General features: G+C 67.3%; 13 protein-coding genes. All 13 read left to right on the top strand.

The features are described from left to right. Positions 1-7 precede the first annotated feature (7 nt). On the top strand, positions 8-988 hold the full coding sequence (locus AC1DZY_RS08125; RefSeq protein WP_476819744.1) for an NAD-dependent epimerase/dehydratase family protein: 981 nt from the start codon (positions 8-10) through the stop codon (positions 986-988). Further along, the gene (locus AC1DZY_RS08120; protein WP_476819586.1) at positions 928-2676 is read left to right on the top strand and encodes an SMP-30/gluconolactonase/LRE family protein; all 1749 of its coding nucleotides are present in this window, start codon (positions 928-930) and stop codon (positions 2674-2676) included. The genes AC1DZY_RS08125 and AC1DZY_RS08120 overlap by 61 nt, the downstream gene beginning before the upstream one ends. Beyond that, a complete protein-coding gene (locus AC1DZY_RS08115; protein WP_476819585.1) occupies positions 2673-3437 on the top strand; it encodes an SDR family NAD(P)-dependent oxidoreductase in 765 nt (254 codons plus the stop codon). The genes AC1DZY_RS08120 and AC1DZY_RS08115 overlap by 4 nt, the downstream gene beginning before the upstream one ends. A 4-nt stretch (positions 3438-3441) precedes the next feature. Further along, positions 3442-4869, top strand: coding sequence for an FAD-binding oxidoreductase (locus tag AC1DZY_RS08110; protein WP_476819584.1), 1428 nt, complete (start codon positions 3442-3444; stop codon positions 4867-4869). 34 nt (positions 4870-4903) lie between these two features. Beyond that, the gene (locus AC1DZY_RS08105; protein ID WP_476819583.1) at positions 4904-5857 is read left to right on the top strand and encodes a LysR family transcriptional regulator; all 954 of its coding nucleotides are present in this window, start codon (positions 4904-4906) and stop codon (positions 5855-5857) included. Positions 5858-6087: 230 nt separating this feature from the next. Continuing rightward, on the top strand, positions 6088-6570 hold the full coding sequence (locus tag AC1DZY_RS08100) for an NAD(P)H-dependent oxidoreductase subunit E (RefSeq protein ID WP_476819582.1): 483 nt from the start codon (positions 6088-6090) through the stop codon (positions 6568-6570). Further along, positions 6567-8138, top strand: a complete 1572-nt coding sequence (locus AC1DZY_RS08095) for a formate dehydrogenase beta subunit (RefSeq protein ID WP_476819581.1) — start codon at positions 6567-6569, stop codon at positions 8136-8138. The genes AC1DZY_RS08100 and AC1DZY_RS08095 overlap by 4 nt, the downstream gene beginning before the upstream one ends. A gap of 10 nt (positions 8139-8148) precedes the next feature. After that, complete coding sequence (fdhF, locus tag AC1DZY_RS08090; protein WP_476819580.1) at positions 8149-11031, top strand: formate dehydrogenase subunit alpha; 2883 nt, start codon at positions 8149-8151, stop codon at positions 11029-11031. Positions 11032-11110: 79 nt separating this feature from the next. After that, complete coding sequence (gene fdhD / locus AC1DZY_RS08085; protein WP_476819579.1) at positions 11111-11872, top strand: formate dehydrogenase accessory sulfurtransferase FdhD; 762 nt, start codon at positions 11111-11113, stop codon at positions 11870-11872. After that, positions 11869-12141, top strand: coding sequence for a formate dehydrogenase subunit delta (locus tag AC1DZY_RS08080; RefSeq protein WP_476819578.1), 273 nt, complete (start codon positions 11869-11871; stop codon positions 12139-12141). Before fdhD ends, AC1DZY_RS08080 begins: the two co-directional genes overlap by 4 nt. 108 nt (positions 12142-12249) lie before the next feature. Next, a complete protein-coding gene (locus tag AC1DZY_RS08075) occupies positions 12250-13908 on the top strand; it encodes an OFA family MFS transporter (RefSeq protein WP_476819577.1) in 1659 nt (552 codons plus the stop codon). A gap of 167 nt (positions 13909-14075) precedes the next feature. Then, positions 14076-14885, top strand: coding sequence for an alpha/beta fold hydrolase (locus AC1DZY_RS08070; RefSeq protein ID WP_476819743.1), 810 nt, complete (start codon positions 14076-14078; stop codon positions 14883-14885). Beyond that, the gene (locus tag AC1DZY_RS08065) at positions 14882-16165 is read left to right on the top strand and encodes an acyl-CoA dehydrogenase family protein (protein WP_476819576.1); all 1284 of its coding nucleotides are present in this window, start codon (positions 14882-14884) and stop codon (positions 16163-16165) included. The genes AC1DZY_RS08070 and AC1DZY_RS08065 overlap by 4 nt, the downstream gene beginning before the upstream one ends. Positions 16166-16175: the final 10 nt, after the last annotated feature.

Below are 16175 nucleotides of genomic sequence, written 5' to 3'. Positions count from 1 at the left end.
CGACGCCATTTCCATCCTCGTTACGGGCAGCGCCGGTCGCGTTGGCTCGCGCGTCGTGCGCCGCCTGCTCGGCGCCGGCCATGGCGTCACCGGCTTCGACCTGCGCCCGGCCGGCATTGCTCATCCCGCGTATCGCGAGGTCATCGGCGGCTTCGACGATCGTGCGGCTGCTCGCGATGCCCTGCGCGACGCAAACGCCGTGCTTCATCTCGGCGCCTTCATGTCCTGGCTGCCGGGCGACCGGGACCGGCTCTTCGCCGCCAATGTCGAGGGCACACGCATTCTCATCGAAGAGGCCGCGGGCCAGAAGCTCAAGCGTCTGGTCTTCGCGAGTTCCGGCGAGGTCTATCCCGAGAACCTGCCGGACTACCTCCCGCTCGACGAACGGCATCCCCTGAACCCGCGCTCGCCCTATGGGCTGACGAAGCTGCTCGGCGAGGAACTGGTCCGCTTCTTCGAGCGCACCAGCGGCACGCCGGCGACGATCCTGCGCATCTCGCATACGCAGGACGCCGCCGAACTGCTCGACCCCACAAGCGTCTTCTCCGGCCCGCGCTTCTTCCTGCATCCCAAGATCAGGCAGCAGGAGGGCTTCGGCAATGCCGCGGCCGTCGCCCTGCTGAAGCAGGCCGATGAGGGACGAGAGGCGCTGGTGCTCTCGCGCAGCGAGACCGGCCGCCCCTTCCGCATGCACATCACCGATACGCGCGACATGGTCGACGGCATCCTGCTCGCGCTCGACCATCCCGGGGCCGCCGGCCAGACCTATAATCTGGGCGCGACCGAGCCCGTCGACTTCGCGGCGGCCCTGCCGCGAATGGCAGAGTTGACGGGGCTGCCGCTGAAGACCATCGACCTGCCCGGCAGCGGCGTTTTCTACACGACGTCGAATGCGAAGATCCGGACCGAACTGGGATATGAACCGCAATGGACGTTCGACCGCATGATCGACGAGGCGGCGCAGGCGCGGGCGACACGCACGTCCTGACGCCGCACGAGCGCGACGTCCCCACCGGCGCGGCGGCCCTCGCCAAGGGGCTCTATCTGCTCGACGTGATCGGCGAGGCGCCCTCGCCGCCGCGCTTCCGCGATCTCCAGCTCGCAACCGGCCTGCCAAAGGGCACGCTGGCGCGGATGCTCAACACCCTCGTGCTGTTCCGGCTGATCCGGCAGGAAGAGAGCGACGCGACCTACCGGCTCGGCCACCGGCTCTTCGAGCTCGCCCATCGCGTCTGGGAATCCTTCGATCTGCGCGGCGCGGCCGCCCCCGTGCTCGATCGCCTGGCCGAGGAGACGCGCGAAACCACCGCGCTTTGCGCCACCGACAACAACGAGGTGCTCTATATCGACCAGCGTAGTCGTGGCGGCCCGTATGGCTTTCGCGTCGAGGTCGGCCGTCGCGCCCCGCTGCATTGCACAGCCGGCGGCAAGGCGCTGCTCGCCTTCGCCCTGCCGCATGAGCAGCGCGCGATGTTCGACCGGATCGTGCTGGAACGCTTCACCGCCTCGACCTTCACCGAGGAGGACGCGCTGCTCGCCGATCTCGCTTTGACGCGCGCCCGCGGCTATGCGGTCTCGCTCGAGGAGCACGTCGCCGGCGTCGCCTCGGTCGCTGCTCCGATCTTCGATCATACCGGACGCGCCGTTGCCGCGATCGGCGTGTTCGGCCCGTCCTCGCGCCTGACCAGGGACCGGCTCCACGTCACCGGACGCGACCTGATGGCGGCGGCGCGGCAGATCTCAGGCAATGTCGGCACCACGCAGATGAGCATCAGCGCCAAACCGCGCTCTGCTCGCGCGGTCGATCCGGGCGTCGAATGCGTCCTGCCCTGGGGCGCGCATCTTGCCGAAGGACCGGTCTGGTCGGCCCGCGAGAAAAGGCTCTACTGGGTCGACATCCTCGCGCCGTCGGTCAACCGCTTCGACCCCGCGACATCGGCGAATGAAGAGGTCGTACTGCCCCGCCTCGTCAGCGCCGTGGTCGGCAGGAGCAAGGGCGGACTCGTCGCACTGACGCAGGACGGGTTGGAAGCGTTCGATTTCGCCAACGGAACCCTGACGCCGCTGGTCGATCCCGAGGCCGAGATTTCCGACAACCGCTTCAATGACGGCAAATGCGATCGCCGGGGCCGGCTCTGGGCCGGGACGATGCGGCTCGACGCCAGCCGGACCAGCGGCTCGCTCTATGCGATCGCGCCCGATCTGCGCTGGGAGCGCCGCGAGAGCGGCCTTACCGTCGCCAATGGCCTCGACTGGAGCCCGGACGGGGAGACGTTCTATTTCGCCGATTCCGCGCCGGGGCGCATCTACGCCTACGAATTCGACCTCGCATCGGGCCGGCTCGGGCAGCGCCGCGTCTTCGCCGAGATCGACTCCGGCCTTGGCCGCCCCGACGGTCTGGCGGTCGACAGCGAAGGCTTCGTCTGGTGCGCGATCTGGGACGGCTGGTGCCTGCACCGCTATGCGCCCGACGGCCGGCTGGTGCGAGAGGTCGCGATGCCCGTGCCACGCCCGACCAGCATCGCCTTCGGCGGCGATGACCTGAGAACGCTGTTCATCACCTCGGCGCGGGTCCGGCTGTCATCGCGCATCCTGGCCGAAGCGCCTTTTTCAGGCGGTTTGTTCACGTTGCGGGTCGATGTGCCCGGCCTGCCGTCAAACGAGTTCGGCGGATGACGCCGGCCGCGATCTATCCCGACCTCGCCGGGCGCGCGGCGCTGGTCACCGGCGGCGCTGACGGTATCGGCCGCGCCATCGTCACGGCACTGGCTCGGCAGAAGGCGAAGGTCGCCTTTCTCGACATCGATCGCGAGCGCGGCGAGGCGCTGGCCACAAGCCTTGCCGAGGCCGGCGGCACGGTCTCGTTCCATCATGTCGATCTGCGCGACATCGCCGCGACGCAAGCCGCCATCGTCGTGGCGCGCGCCGCCTGCGGCCCGTTCTCGATCGGCGTCAACAATGCCGGCCATGACGCCCGGCACCCGTTCGACAGCGTGACGCCCGACTATTGGGACGACCGCCTCGCGATCAACCTGCGTCCGATGATGTTCGTCGCGCAGGCGCTCGCGCCCGATATGCGCGCGGCGGGCGGCGGCTCGTTGATCAATCTCGGCTCGACCTCCTGGATGAAGGGCGCGCCGGGCATGATCGCCTACACCACGGCCAAGGCGGCCATCCTCGGTTTCACCCGCTCGCTGGCGCGCGAACTCGGTCCTGACGGCATCCGGGTCAACTGCGTCACGCCCGGCTGGGTCATGACGGAGCGCCAGCGCACCCTGCACATGACGCCGGAGCGCTGGGCCGCCGCCCAGCAGGCGCAGGCGATCAAGGGCGAGATCCTGCCCGACGATATCGCCGCCATGGTGCTCTTTCTCGCCTCGGAGACCTCCCGCATGTGCACCGGCCAGAATTTCATCGTCGATGCCGGGACCGTCTGACGCCATGCCCGGGCTCACCGGCCTCGACGGCCTGCTCGACGCCTCCTGCATCGTCACAGACGCCGGGGCGATGGCGCCTTACCTCTCCGACTGGCGCGGCCGCCGGCATGGCCGCGCGCTTGCGATGCTGCGCCCCAGAACCGTCGCGGATGTCTCGACGATCCTGCGCTGGGCGACGGCGACCCGCACGGCCATCGTCCCGCAGGGCGGCAACACCGGGCTGGCAGGCGGCGCGACGCCCGACGAGACAGGCGATGCCGTGCTGCTCTCGCTTGGCCGCCTCGACCGCATTCGCTCGGTCGACACCGACGGCAACACGCTGACGGCCGAGGCCGGCTGCGTGCTGGCCCGCGTCCAGCAGGCGGCCGAACAGGCCAACCGGCTGTTTCCCCTCAGCCTCGGCAGCGAGGGCTCCTGCCAGATCGGCGGCGTCGTCGCCACAAATGCCGGGGGCATCAGCGTCATCCGCTACGGCACGGTGCGCGATCTCGTGCTCGGCCTCGAATATGTGCGTGCCGACGGCGCCGTCATTCATGGTCTCAAGCCGCTTCGCAAGGACAATGCCGGCTATGCGCTGCGCCAGTTGCTGATCGGCTCGGAAGGCACGCTGGGGATCGTCACCGCCGCATCCTTCAAGCTCTTCGCGCGGCCAAAAGCGAGCGCGAGCGCGCTTTGCGGCATGGCGAACCCGGCCGACGCGATCGCGCTGCTCGGCCTGCTGCGGGAGGCCGCCGGCGAGACGATTTCGAGCTTTGAACTGATGTGCGACGCCGAGATGGGCCTGACGCTCGATCTCGTCGCGGGCACCTCGATGCCGCTCGGCCAGCGCCACCCCTGGTATGTCTTCATCGAGATCGCCGACAGCGATGCAAAGGCCGGCCTGGAGCAGACCCTGACGAACGTGCTCGCGGCGGCGCTGGAGGCCGGCGTCATCACTGACGCGGTCGTCGCGCAAAGCGGCGCGCAGGCCAGGGCGATCTGGCATCTGCGCTTTGCCGTCGCCGAGGCCAACCGGCGCGCCGGTCCGGCAGCCTCCCATGACAGCAGCGTCGCGACCGCCGATGTTCCCGCCTTCATCGCCGCCGTCGAACAGCGGACAGCCCGGCAATTTCCCTCGGCGCAGCCACTCTTCGTCGGTCATGTCGGCGACGGCAACATCCATGTCACGCTGCGCTTCGACCGCAGCGAAGTCCCCGACGCCGCAGCCCTTGCAGCGATGACTACAGCGGTGAACGCCTGCATCTTCGAGATCGTCGCGGAGTTCGACGGCAGCATCACCGCAGAGCACGGCATCGGCCGCGCCTATGTCGGGGCGCTCGGCAAAACCGCCCAGCCCGAGGCGCTGGAGCTGATGGCGGCGGTCAAGCACGCCTTCGATCCGCTCGGCATCCTCAATCCGGGCGCGGCGATCGCCAGCCCTCCGTCAGGCTGAGAGTCCCGGACTGCCGGCGGCGACACCGGAAGCGGTGGCCAAGACCGCCGGCCGCGATGTAGCTGTAGGCGTCATGATCATCCGCCAGCTTATCTATCTCGACGCGCTCGCCCGCGAGAAGCATTTCCGCCGCGCCGCGGAAGCCTGTCATGTCTCGCAGCCGACGCTCTCAGCGGCCATCGCCCAGCTCGAGGACGAGCTCGGCGTGCTCATCGTCGAGCGCGGCCGCCGCTTCCAGGGGCTGACCAAGGAGGGGGAGGCCGTCCTGACCCATGCCCGGCGCATTCTCGCCGAAGCCGACCTGATGAAGGAATCGATTGCCGAACTGAAGGAGGGCGTCAGCGGCCGCATCAGGCTCGGCGCGATCCCGACCGCGCTGCCGATGATCGCCCATATCACCGCGCCCTTCTCGTCGCGCTATCCGGCGGTCTCGCTGACGGTGCTGTCGCTGACCTCGACCGAAATCCAGGACCGGATCGACAATTTCGAGCTCGATGTCGGCCTGACCTATCTCGACAACGAACCGCTCGACCGCGTGATCTCGAAGCCGATCTACCAGGAATCCTATGTCCTCTTGACCCGCGAGGACGGGCCGCTCGGCGGCTACGAGACCATCAGCTGGGCCGAGGCCGGCGAACTCAAGCTCTGCCTGTTGACGGCTGACATGCAGAACCGGCGCATCATCGACGGCATCTTCCGCTCGGTCGGAGCCGCGCCGCGCCCGGCGATCGAGACCAACTCGATCTTCAACCTCTGCTCGCACGCCGGCATCCAGGGCGTCTCCAGCATCGTCTCGCTGCAGCTGCTGGAGTTCTTCGGCGTGCCTCTGGGAACCAAGGCGCTGCCGCTGGTCGAGCCCGATGCCCAGCGCACGATCGGGTTGATCGTCGCCGACCGGCAACCCTTCGCGCCGCTGGCCCGCAACCTCCTGATGATGTCGCGCCCGGTCGCCGAGGCCGCCCTGCCGACACGGCCGATCGTCAGATAGACCACAGCTATCGACTTCTGGTCCGGCAATTATGCTGCACCGCAAAATACGACGAAAGTCCAAGATTATTGCGCTGCATCGAAAACGTCTTGCATCATCGGTCGTTCAACGCGAGATTATGATAGTCAAAAACTATCATACAGTTGGAACAAACGATTTGAAATGATTCCAGCTTAGGCCACCATTCTGCAAAAGCGATCGTCGGGCGAACCGCGTCGAATGGAGGAAGAATGGCCGGATATCCAGCCTGGGACGAGATCGAAGCCAAAGCGATCGTGACGGGCCTCGCCCATCTCGAAGGCGCGACGCTGCCTATCCTGCACGCGCTGCAGGAGGAGTTTGGCTATGTCGATGCCAGCGTGGTGCCGCTGATCGCCGACGCGCTCAACCTGTCCCGCGCCGAAATCCACGGCACAATCTCGTTTTACCACGATTTCCGCACCGCGCCGCCGCCGCGCCGCGTGGTAAAGCTCTGCCGCGCCGAAGCCTGCCAGGCGCTCGGCTGCGAAGCGCTGGTCGACGATCTCGCCCGTCAGCATGGCATCGGCGTCGATGGCCACGGCCATTCCGCGGAGGTCGCGGTCGAAACGGTCTACTGCCTCGGCAATTGCGCGCTCGGCCCGTCGGCTCTCGTCGACGGCGAATTGATCGGCCGCGTCGATGCCGCCTTGCTGGCCGAACTCTGCGGCGTGCATGGGGGGATTCGGCAATGACGGCCGATCAAAATCCCGTCAGGATCTTTGTTCCGGTGGACGCAGCGGCGCTGTCTGTCGGCGCCGAGCGTGTCGCGAACGCGATCCTGCACGAGGCGCAGCGCCGCGGCGTCACCATCGACCTCGTCCGCAACGGCTCGCGCGGCATGCTCTGGCTTGAGCCGCTGGTCGAGGTCGAGACTCCGGAAGGTCGCATCGCCTATGGCCCGGTCGCGGTGAAGGATATCGCCGGCCTGTTCGAGGCCGGCTTCGCCGCCGGCGCGGCGCATGATCTGCGCCTTGGCCCGACCGACGACCTCGACTGGATGAAGCGCCAGCAGCGCCTGACCTTCGCCCGCATCGGCGTCACCGACCCGCTCTCGCTGGCGGCCTACGAGGCCAATAGCGGGCTCGCCGGCCTCAAGGCCGCGCTTGGCATGACCGGCGCGGAGATCGTCGAGACGGTGAAGGCCTCGGGCCTGCGCGGCCGTGGCGGCGCCGGCTTCCCGACCGGGATCAAGTGGAAGACCGTCCACGACGCGCCCGGACCGCAGAAATACATCGTCTGCAACGCCGACGAAGGCGACAGCGGCACCTTCGCCGACCGCATGCTGATGGAGGGCGACCCCTTCCTGCTGATCGAGGGCATGACGATCGCCGCCGTCGCCGTCGGCGCGACCAGGGGCTACATCTATCTGCGCTCGGAATATCCCCACGCCCACAAGGCGCTCTCGCGAGCGATCCTGAAAGCGCAGAACGCCGGCATCCTCGGCGACAGCGTGCTCGGCACGGGCCACGCCTTCCACCTCGAAGTGCGGCTCGGCGCCGGCGCCTATATCTGCGGCGAGGAAACCTCGCTGCTCGAAAGTCTCGAGGGCAAGCGCGCCATCGTCCGCGCCAAGCCGCCGATCCCGGCCCTGCAAGGCCTGTTCGGCAAGCCGACCATCGTCAACAACGTGCTCTCATTCGCGGCCGTGCCGTGGATCCTCCAGCATGGCGGGCAGGCCTATGCCGATTACGGAATGGGCCGCTCACGCGGCACCCTGCCGGTCCAGCTCGGCGGCAACATCAAACGCGGCGGGCTGATCGAGCTCGCCTTCGGCATTTCGCTGCGCGAGATCATCGAGGATCTCGGCGGCGGCACGCTGTCTGGCCGGCCAATCCGCGCCGTGCAGGTCGGCGGCCCGCTTGGGGCCTATCTCACGGCGGATCAGCTCGACGTCGCGATGGATTACGAGGCGCTGGCCGCGATGAAGGCGATGCTCGGCCATGGCGGCATCGTCGTGTTCGACGACAGCGTCGACATGGCCAAGCAGGCCCGTTTCGCCTTCGAGTTCTGCGCCAAGGAAAGCTGCGGAAAGTGCACGCCCTGCCGCATCGGCGCGACACGCGGCGTCGAGACGATGGACCGCATCATCGCCGGCATCGAGCGGCCCAAGAACATCGCCGTGCTGCGCGATCTCAACCGGCTGATGACCGACGCATCGTTGTGCGCCATGGGCGGGCTGACGCCCATGCCCGTGATGAGCGCGCTGAACCATTTTTCCGAGGATTTCGACCGGCCGGTTCTGCCCATGGCCGCCGAATGAGGAGCTTCCGATGAGCCTGATCAAGGAGATCGATTTCGGCACGCCGATCCGGATTTCGGAGAAGACGGTGACGCTGACGATCGACGGCGAGAGCGTCACGGTTCCCGCCGGGACCTCGGTGATGGCGGCTGCGATGTCGCTGGGCACCAAGATTCCCAAGCTCTGCGCCACCGACTCGCTCGAACCCTTCGGCTCGTGCCGGCTTTGCCTCGTCGAGATCGAGGGCCGCCGTGGCACGCCGGCCTCCTGCACCACGCCGGCCGAAGAAGGCATGGTCGTACGCACGCAGACCGAGAACCTCGCCGGCCTTCGCAAGGGCGTGATGGAGCTCTACATCTCCGACCATCCGCTCGACTGTCTGACCTGCTCGGCCAATGGCGATTGCGAGTTGCAGGACATGGCCGGCGCCGTCGGCCTGCGCGAGGTGCGCTATGGCTATGAGGGCGAGAACCACGTCTTCGCCAAGGGCACGGACGGCCTCGCCAACGAGAACTGGTTGGCCAAGGACACCTCCAACCCCTATTTCACCTATGATCCGACCAAGTGCATCGTCTGCAATCGCTGCGTCCGCGCCTGCGAGGAGGTTCAGGGCACCTTCGCGCTGACCATTACGGGCAGAGGCTTCGATTCCCGCGTCGCCGCGGGCCCGACCGACTTCCTCGGCTCCGAATGCGTCTCCTGCGGCGCCTGCGTGCAGGCCTGCCCGACCGCGACGCTGATGGAAACCAGCGTCATCAAGATGGGCCAGCCCGAGCATTCCAAGATCACGACCTGCGCCTATTGCGGCGTCGGCTGCTCGTTCAAGGCGGAGATGCAGGGCGACAAGGTCGTCCGCATGGTGCCCTACAAGGACGGCAAGGCCAATGAGGGCCATAGCTGCGTCAAGGGCCGTTTCGCCTGGGGCTATGCCACCCATACCGACCGCATCACCAAGCCGATGGTCCGGGAGAAGATCACCGATCCCTGGCGCGAGGTGTCCTGGGAGGAGGCGATCGACTACGCCGCGTCCGAGTTCAAGCGCATCCAGGGCCAGTATGGCCGCGAATCGCTGGGCGCCATCACCTCGTCGCGCTGCACCAATGAAGAGGTCTTCCTCGTCCAGAAGCTGGTCCGCGCCGGCTTCCGCAACAACAATGTCGACACCTGCGCCCGCGTCTGCCACTCGCCGACCGGCTACGGCCTGAAGACGACGCTGGGCACCTCGGCAGGCACTCAGGATTTCAAATCGGTCGCCAAGGCCGACGTCATCCTCGTCATCGGCGCGAACCCGACCGACGGCCACCCGGTCTTCGCCTCGCGCATGAAGAAGCGCCTGCGCCAAGGCGCCAAGCTGATCGTCGCCGATCCGCGCCGGATCGACATGGTAAGATCGCCCCATATCAAGGCCGAGCACCATCTCCAGCTCCTGCCCGGCACCAATGTCGCGCTGATCAACGCGATCGCCCATGTCGTCGTCACCGAGGGGCTGATCGACGAGGACTATGTCCGCGAACGCTGCGACCTCGGCGATTTCGAGATCTGGGCCCGCTTCATCGCGCAGGAGGTCAACTCCCCCGAAGCGAGCGAGGAATTCACCGGCGTGCCCGCTTCCGAGGTGCGTGCGGCGGCACGGCTTTATGCAAATGCCGGCAATGGCGCGATCTTCTACGGCCTCGGCGTCACCGAGCACAGCCAGGGCTCCACCATGGTGATGGGCATGGCCAATCTCGCCATGGCCACCGGCAATATCGGGCGCGACGGCGTCGGCATCAATCCGTTGCGCGGGCAGAACAACGTCCAGGGCGCCTGCGACATGGGTTCCTTCCCGCACGAATTCACCGGCTACCGACACGTTTCCGACGACGCCACGCGCCAGATCTTCGAGATGATGTGGGGCGTGACGCTCGACGTGGAGCCGGGCCTGCGCATCCCCAACATGCTCGACGAGGCGGTCGGCGGCACCTTCAAGGCGCTCTACGTCCAGGGTGAGGACATCGCCCAGTCCGACCCCAACACCCAGCATGTCACGGCCGGCCTGTCCGCGATGGAATGCGTCGTCGTGCAGGACCTGTTCCTGAACGAGACGGCGAAATACGCCCATGTCTTCCTGCCAGGCTCGTCCTTCCTGGAAAAGGACGGCACCTTCACCAACGCCGAACGCCGCATCAACCGCGTCAGGCAGGTGATGGCGCCGCTCGCCGGCAAGGCGGAATGGCAGGTCACGATCGATTTCGCCAGGGCGCTCGGCTACGAGATGGCCTACGCTCATCCCAGCGAGATCATGGACGAGATCGCGCGGCTGACGCCGAGCTTCGCTGGCGTGAGCTACGACAAGCTCGACAAGCTCGGCTCGGTGCAGTGGCCCTGCAACGACAAGGCCCCGACCGGCACGCCGCTGATGCATGTCGACCGCTTCGTGCGCGGCAAGGGCAAGTTCATGATCACGGAGTTCGTGCCGACAGAGGAACGCACCGGCGCGCGCTATCCGCTGATCCTGACCACCGGCCGCATCCTGTCGCAATACAATGTCGGAGCGCAGACCAGGCGCACCGCGAACTCGACCTGGCATGACGAGGACGTGCTGGAGATCCACCCCTTCGACGCCGAGAATCGCGGCGTCAAGACCGGCGATCTCGTCGCGCTCGCCAGCCGCTCGGGAGATATCTCGCTGCGCGCCGAGGTCTCGGAGCGGATGCAGCCCGGCGTCGTCTACACCACCTTCCATCACGCCGAGACCGGCGCGAACGTCATCACCACGGACTTCTCCGACTGGGCGACGAACTGCCCGGAATACAAGGTCACGGCCGTCGAAGTCCGGCGGACGAACTATTATTCGCAATGGCAGGAGCGCAACCGCGAGGAGGACATCTCGCTGCGCCGGATCGCGGGACAGCTGCCCGATGCCGCGGAATAGCCCGCCAGCCCAGCCGCCGGCCTCCTGCGCGCTGCCGGTCCGGCCGGTTCGCTTCGCGGGTGGTGGAATTGTCCCGACGATGGCCGAGGTCGCCGTCGAGGCCCCGGTCAACATCGTCTATGGCACGCTGCCTTATGCCGTGATGATGGCGACACCGTCCGATCTGGCGGATTTCGTCACCGGCTTCAGCCTGACCGAAGGCATTATCCGCGGCGCGGACGAGATCAGGGGCATCACCGTAACGCCGCAGGCCGACGGTCTCGTCGTCGCGGTCGATCTGGCCCCGGGTCGCTTTCGCGAGCATCTGGCCCGCCGGCGCAACCTGTCGGGCCGGACCTCCTGCGGTCTCTGCGGCGTCGAGACGCTGGCCGAACTGCCGCTGGCCGAGCAGGGCGGCATGCGCCAGACCGTGTCGGCCAGCGCCATCCACAAAGCTCTCGTCGCGCTCGAACGGCACCAACCGCTGAACCGCCTGACCCGCTCCGTCCACGCCGCCGCCTGGTGCGACCTCGGCGGCGCGATCCTGGCGGCGCGCGAGGATGTCGGCCGTCACAATGCTCTCGACAAACTGATCGGCGCAAGGCTGCGGGCCGGACATGATGCAGCCGGCGGCTTTATCCTCGTCACCAGCCGCGCCTCCTTCGAAATGGTCGAGAAGGCCGCGATCTTCGGAGCCGGCACGCTGGTTGCGATATCGGCCCCGACCTCGCTCGCGATCGAGCGAGCGAACCGTCTCGGCTTGACGCTGGTCTGCATCGCGCGCGATGACGCCGCCATGCTGTTTGCCGGCGCGCTCGCTCAGGACGAAAAGCTGGATGTGATGGAGACCGCCGCGCGATGATGGACGAGACGCTCGCCGCCGATTCTCACGCCGCCGATTACAAGGCGCAGCAGCGCGAAAAGCTTGCGCGCATGGCCGGGCAGATCGCGGATTTCTTCAGATCCTATCCCGAGGAGCAGGCGGTGCCCGCCATCGCCGAGCACATCAACCTGTTCTGGAGCCGGCGAATGCGCGAGGACTTCCTCGCCGCCTTCAATGCCGGCTCGGATGATATCCAGCCGCTCGTAAGGCTCGCCCTGCCGGCGATCCGGCCGCCGCAAGGGCGATAGCAAGGCGATGCGAGCGGAAATTTGCGGCATGACGAAACGAGACAACGGGCCGGGACATCAATCCGGTCCGAATTGTAAGACTTCAGGTTTGGGGAAGAGGGAACTGACATGACAATCGCACAGGACATCGGGCAAATAAGCCCGGGGGCGGGTCTGCTCGACAGGGAGCGCATCATCGCCAAGGCGGGCTTCAACCGTTGGCTGGTGCCGCCGGCCGCACTCTGCATCCATCTCTGCATCGGCATGGCCTATGGTTTCAGCGTGTTCTGGCTGCCGCTCAGCCAGGCGGTCGGCATCACCAAGCCGGTCGCCTGCGCCGCCGACGCCGGGCTGATGACCGCGCTCTTCACCACGGCCTGCGACTGGAAGGTCGCCGATCTCGGCTGGATGTACACGCTGTTCTTCGTGCTGCTCGGCTCTTCGGCTGCGATCTGGGGCGGCTGGCTGGAACGGTCCGGTCCGCGCAAGGCCGCCTTCGTCTCGGCCCTGTGCTGGTGCGGCGGCCTGCTGATCTCGGCCTTCGGCATCTACAGCCATCAGCTCTGGCTGATGTGGCTGGGCTCCGGCGTCATCGGCGGCATCGGTCTTGGCCTCGGCTACATCTCCCCGGTCTCGACGCTGGTGAAGTGGTTCCCCGACCGGCGCGGCATGGCGACCGGCATGGCGATCATGGGCTTCGGTGGCGGCGCGATGATCGGCTCGCCGCTCGCCGACATGCTGATGAACTACTTCAAGACGCCGACCGCGGTCGGCGTCTGGCAGACCTTCGTCGTGATGGCCGGCATCTACTTCGTCTTCATGATGGCTGGCGCCTTCGGCTACCGCATTCCGCCGGCAGGCTGGCGTCCCGAGGGCTGGACCCCGCCCGCGACCCAGAACGCCATGATCACGTCTGGCCACGTCCACCTCCAGAACGCGCACAAGACCCCGCAGTTCTGGCTGATCTGGGCGGTGCTCTGCCTCAACGTCTCCGCCGGCATCGGCGTGCTCGGCATGGCCTCGCCGATGCTGCAGGAGATCTTCGCCGGCAAGCTCATCGGTAAGCCCGAGATCGCCTTCGCCGCTCTCGACGCAGACCAGAAGCGGCAGATCGCCACGATCGCGGCGGCCTTCGTCGGCCTGCTCTCGCTGTTCAACATCGTCGGCCGCTTCTTCTGGGCCTCGCTGTCGGACAAGCTCGGCCGCAAGCTGACCTACGCCACCTTCTTCGGGCTCGGCATCGTGATGTACGGCCTCTCGCCCTGGGCGGCCAGCATCGGCTCGCTGGCGCTGTTCGTCGCCTTCTTCTGCATCATCCTGTCGATGTATGGCGGCGGTTTCGCGACGGTGCCGGCCTATCTCGCCGACATGTTCGGCACGCAGTTCGTCGGCGCCATTCATGGTCGCCTGCTGACGGCGTGGTCGACGGCGGGCATCGTCGGCCCGGTGGTGGTCAACTACATCCGCGAGGCCCAGATCACCGCCGGCGTGCCGCGCGCGCAGGTCTATGACCGGACGATGTACATCCTCGCCGGCATGCTGGTGCTCGGCTTCATCTGCAACCTGCTGATCCGGCCCGTCGCGACGCGCTGGTTCATGAAGGACGCCGAGGTCGCCGCCCTCCAGGCCAAGAGCGCCAGCGCCAGCGCAACGGTGCAGACCGGCTCCTTCGGCATCGGTCGGGGTGGCTTCGACGGCACGGCCGCATTGGCCTGGGCGGTTGTTGGCCTGCCGCTCGCCTGGGGCGTCTGGATCACCCTGTCGAAATCGCTCGCCTTGTTCCGCTGAGCGTCCCACTTCCGGAAGGCCCCGCGTCGAGAGACGCGGGGCCTTTTTTGTTGGGCGTTCGCCTGCGGAAGTCAGATTGCTTCAAGCTTCAAACTATTCCTTTTCATATAAATCAGTTCTGCTAGCATCTCCGCGATCGGGATCGTGATGGAGACGCTCGCGTGGCTATGACCGCTGACGGCCTTTTCTCCTATGAAGCGGAAGGCGACCCGGCCGCGCCGGCAATCGTCTTCCTCCACGGCATCGGCGGAGCGGCCCGCGCCTGGCGGCGCCAGCTTGGGGCACTGGCGGGCGACTATCGCGCCATCGCCTGGGATATGCCCGGCTACGGCCAGTCGAAGCCGCTCGCGGAGACGACGATCGCCACGCTCGCCGGGGCGCTGCACGGTTTCATCGCGACGTTGAAGCTCGATCGGCCCGTGCTGGTCGGCCATTCGATCGGCGGCATGATCGTCCAGCACTATTGCGCCGAATATCCCGACGCCGCGCGCGCCGTGGTCCTGGCGCAGACGAGCCCGGCCTTCGGCCGCCCCGACGGCGACTGGCAGCGCGCTTTCGTGGCGACGAGGCTCGATCCGCTCGACCGTGGGCAGACCATGGCGACGCTCGCCCCCGGCATCGTGACCGAGCTCGTCGGTGACGACCCTGATCCAGCCGGGCTGGAAGTCGCGCGCGACTGCATGGCTTCGGTCCCCGATGCGACCTATCGCGCCGTCGTCCGCGCACTTGTTGGCTTCGACCAGCGCGCCGCCCTGCCCCGGCTGACGATGCCCGCGCTGGTGCTCGCCGGCGAGCGAGATGGCAACGCGCCCCACGACATGATGCGCAAGATGGCCGAGAAGATCCCGGCCGCCGAGTATGTCTGCCTGCCCGGGACCGGGCATCTCGCCAATCTGGAACGCCCTGCCGAGGTCGACGCCATCCTGGCCGACTTCCTGCGCCGTCATGTCCCGACCGGAGAAGGAGCCCGTCGATGAACGCCCACGCCACGACGCAGCCTCAGGCCGTCTCCGCGCCCGACGCGCCCCTGTTCGACCCCGCAGCCTTCCGTCTGACCGACAGGCAGGCCGCGCTCGCAGACAAGGCGCGCGAACTCGGCCGGACGGTCTTTGCGGCGCGCGCTGCCGCCTATGATCGCGAGGCGGTATTCCCGAGCGAGAACTACCGGGATCTGCACCGAGAGGGGCTGCTCGGCATCTGCATTCCCGAGGCGCAGGGCGGGCTGGGGGCCGACTATCAGACCTATTCGATCGTCGCCGCCGAGATCGGCCGCTATTGCGGCGCGACCGCGCTGACCTGGAACATGCATGTCTGCTCGACGCTATGGTCGGGGCCGCTGACCGACGATCTTGAGATCGAGCCGCAGGCGCGCGCCGAGCACGAGCGCAGGCGTGCGATCCACTACCGCCGTATCGTCGAGGACGGCGCGATCTACTCCCAGCCCTTCTCGGAAGGCGGCGCGGCGGCAGCAGGCGCGGCTGCCTTCGGCACGGAAGCCCGGCCGGTCGAGGGCGGCTGGATCGTCTCCGGCAAGAAGATCTTCGCCTCGCTCTCGGGCCATGCCGACTACTATGGCGTGCTCTGCACCGAGATCGGCGAGGACGGCAAGGCCTCGCGCCGCAACACGCTCTACCTCGCCATTTCGGCCGCGTCGGAAGGCGTCTCCGTCGTCGGCGACTGGGACCCGCTCGGCATGCGCGGCACGGTCTCGCGGACGCTGATCTTCAAGGACGTCTTCGTGCCCGCCGACGCCAGCCTGATGCCGCGCGGGGTCTATTTCCAGGCTGCAAGCCGCTGGCCGCACATGTTCCTGACCCTGTCGCCGACCTATATGGGCCTGGCCCAGGCGGCCTATGATTTCACCGTGCGCTATCTGCGCGGCGAGATGCCCGGCACCCCGCCGGTGAAGCGGCGCATGTTCCCAACCAAGCAGATCGCGCTGGCCGAAATGCGCATCAAGCTGGAGCAGGCCAAGGCGCTGTGGTTCCAGGCGGTGACGGAAGCGCGGCCCAATCCGAGCAAGGAGCAGGTGCTGCGCGCCTATGCGGCCCAGTATTCGACCATGGAAACGGCCAACGACATCGCGAGGCTCGCCATCCGCACCTGCGGCGGCCAGGCGATGCTGCGCGCGCTTCCGCTGGAGCGGATCTACCGCGACAGCCGCTGCGGCTCGCTGATGCTGCCCTGGACCGCCGAACTCTGCCTCGACAGGCTCGGCCGCGAGGCGCTCTATGAGCCCGGCGAGACCGACAACTGAGCGCAGGCGG

The organism is Allobosea sp. P2_A10 (assembly GCF_056405115.1).
Note: the sequence above shows the minus strand (reverse complement) of the source record. Positions and strands in the feature narration are given on the sequence as shown.

Bases quoted from the DNA above. Each gene is read 5' to 3' on its own strand.
- AC1DZY_RS08120 (WP_476819586.1), top strand. From the start codon at position 928: ATGGACGTTCGACCGCATGATCGACGAGGCGGCGCAGGCGCGGGCGAC.
- AC1DZY_RS08115 (WP_476819585.1), top strand. From the start codon at position 2,673: ATGACGCCGGCCGCGATCTATCCCGACCTCGCCGGGCGCGCGGCGCTG.
- AC1DZY_RS08110 (WP_476819584.1), top strand. From the start codon at position 3,442: ATGCCCGGGCTCACCGGCCTCGACGGCCTGCTCGACGCCTCCTGCATC.
- AC1DZY_RS08100 (WP_476819582.1), top strand. From the start codon at position 6,088: ATGGCCGGATATCCAGCCTGGGACGAGATCGAAGCCAAAGCGATCGTG.
- AC1DZY_RS08095 (WP_476819581.1), top strand. From the start codon at position 6,567: ATGACGGCCGATCAAAATCCCGTCAGGATCTTTGTTCCGGTGGACGCA.
- fdhF (WP_476819580.1), top strand. From the start codon at position 8,149: ATGAGCCTGATCAAGGAGATCGATTTCGGCACGCCGATCCGGATTTCG.
- fdhD (WP_476819579.1), top strand. From the start codon at position 11,111: ATGGCCGAGGTCGCCGTCGAGGCCCCGGTCAACATCGTCTATGGCACG.
- AC1DZY_RS08080 (WP_476819578.1), top strand. From the start codon at position 11,869: ATGATGGACGAGACGCTCGCCGCCGATTCTCACGCCGCCGATTACAAG.
- AC1DZY_RS08075 (WP_476819577.1), top strand. From the start codon at position 12,250: ATGACAATCGCACAGGACATCGGGCAAATAAGCCCGGGGGCGGGTCTG.
- AC1DZY_RS08070 (WP_476819743.1), top strand. From the start codon at position 14,076: ATGACCGCTGACGGCCTTTTCTCCTATGAAGCGGAAGGCGACCCGGCC.
- AC1DZY_RS08065 (WP_476819576.1), top strand. From the start codon at position 14,882: ATGAACGCCCACGCCACGACGCAGCCTCAGGCCGTCTCCGCGCCCGAC.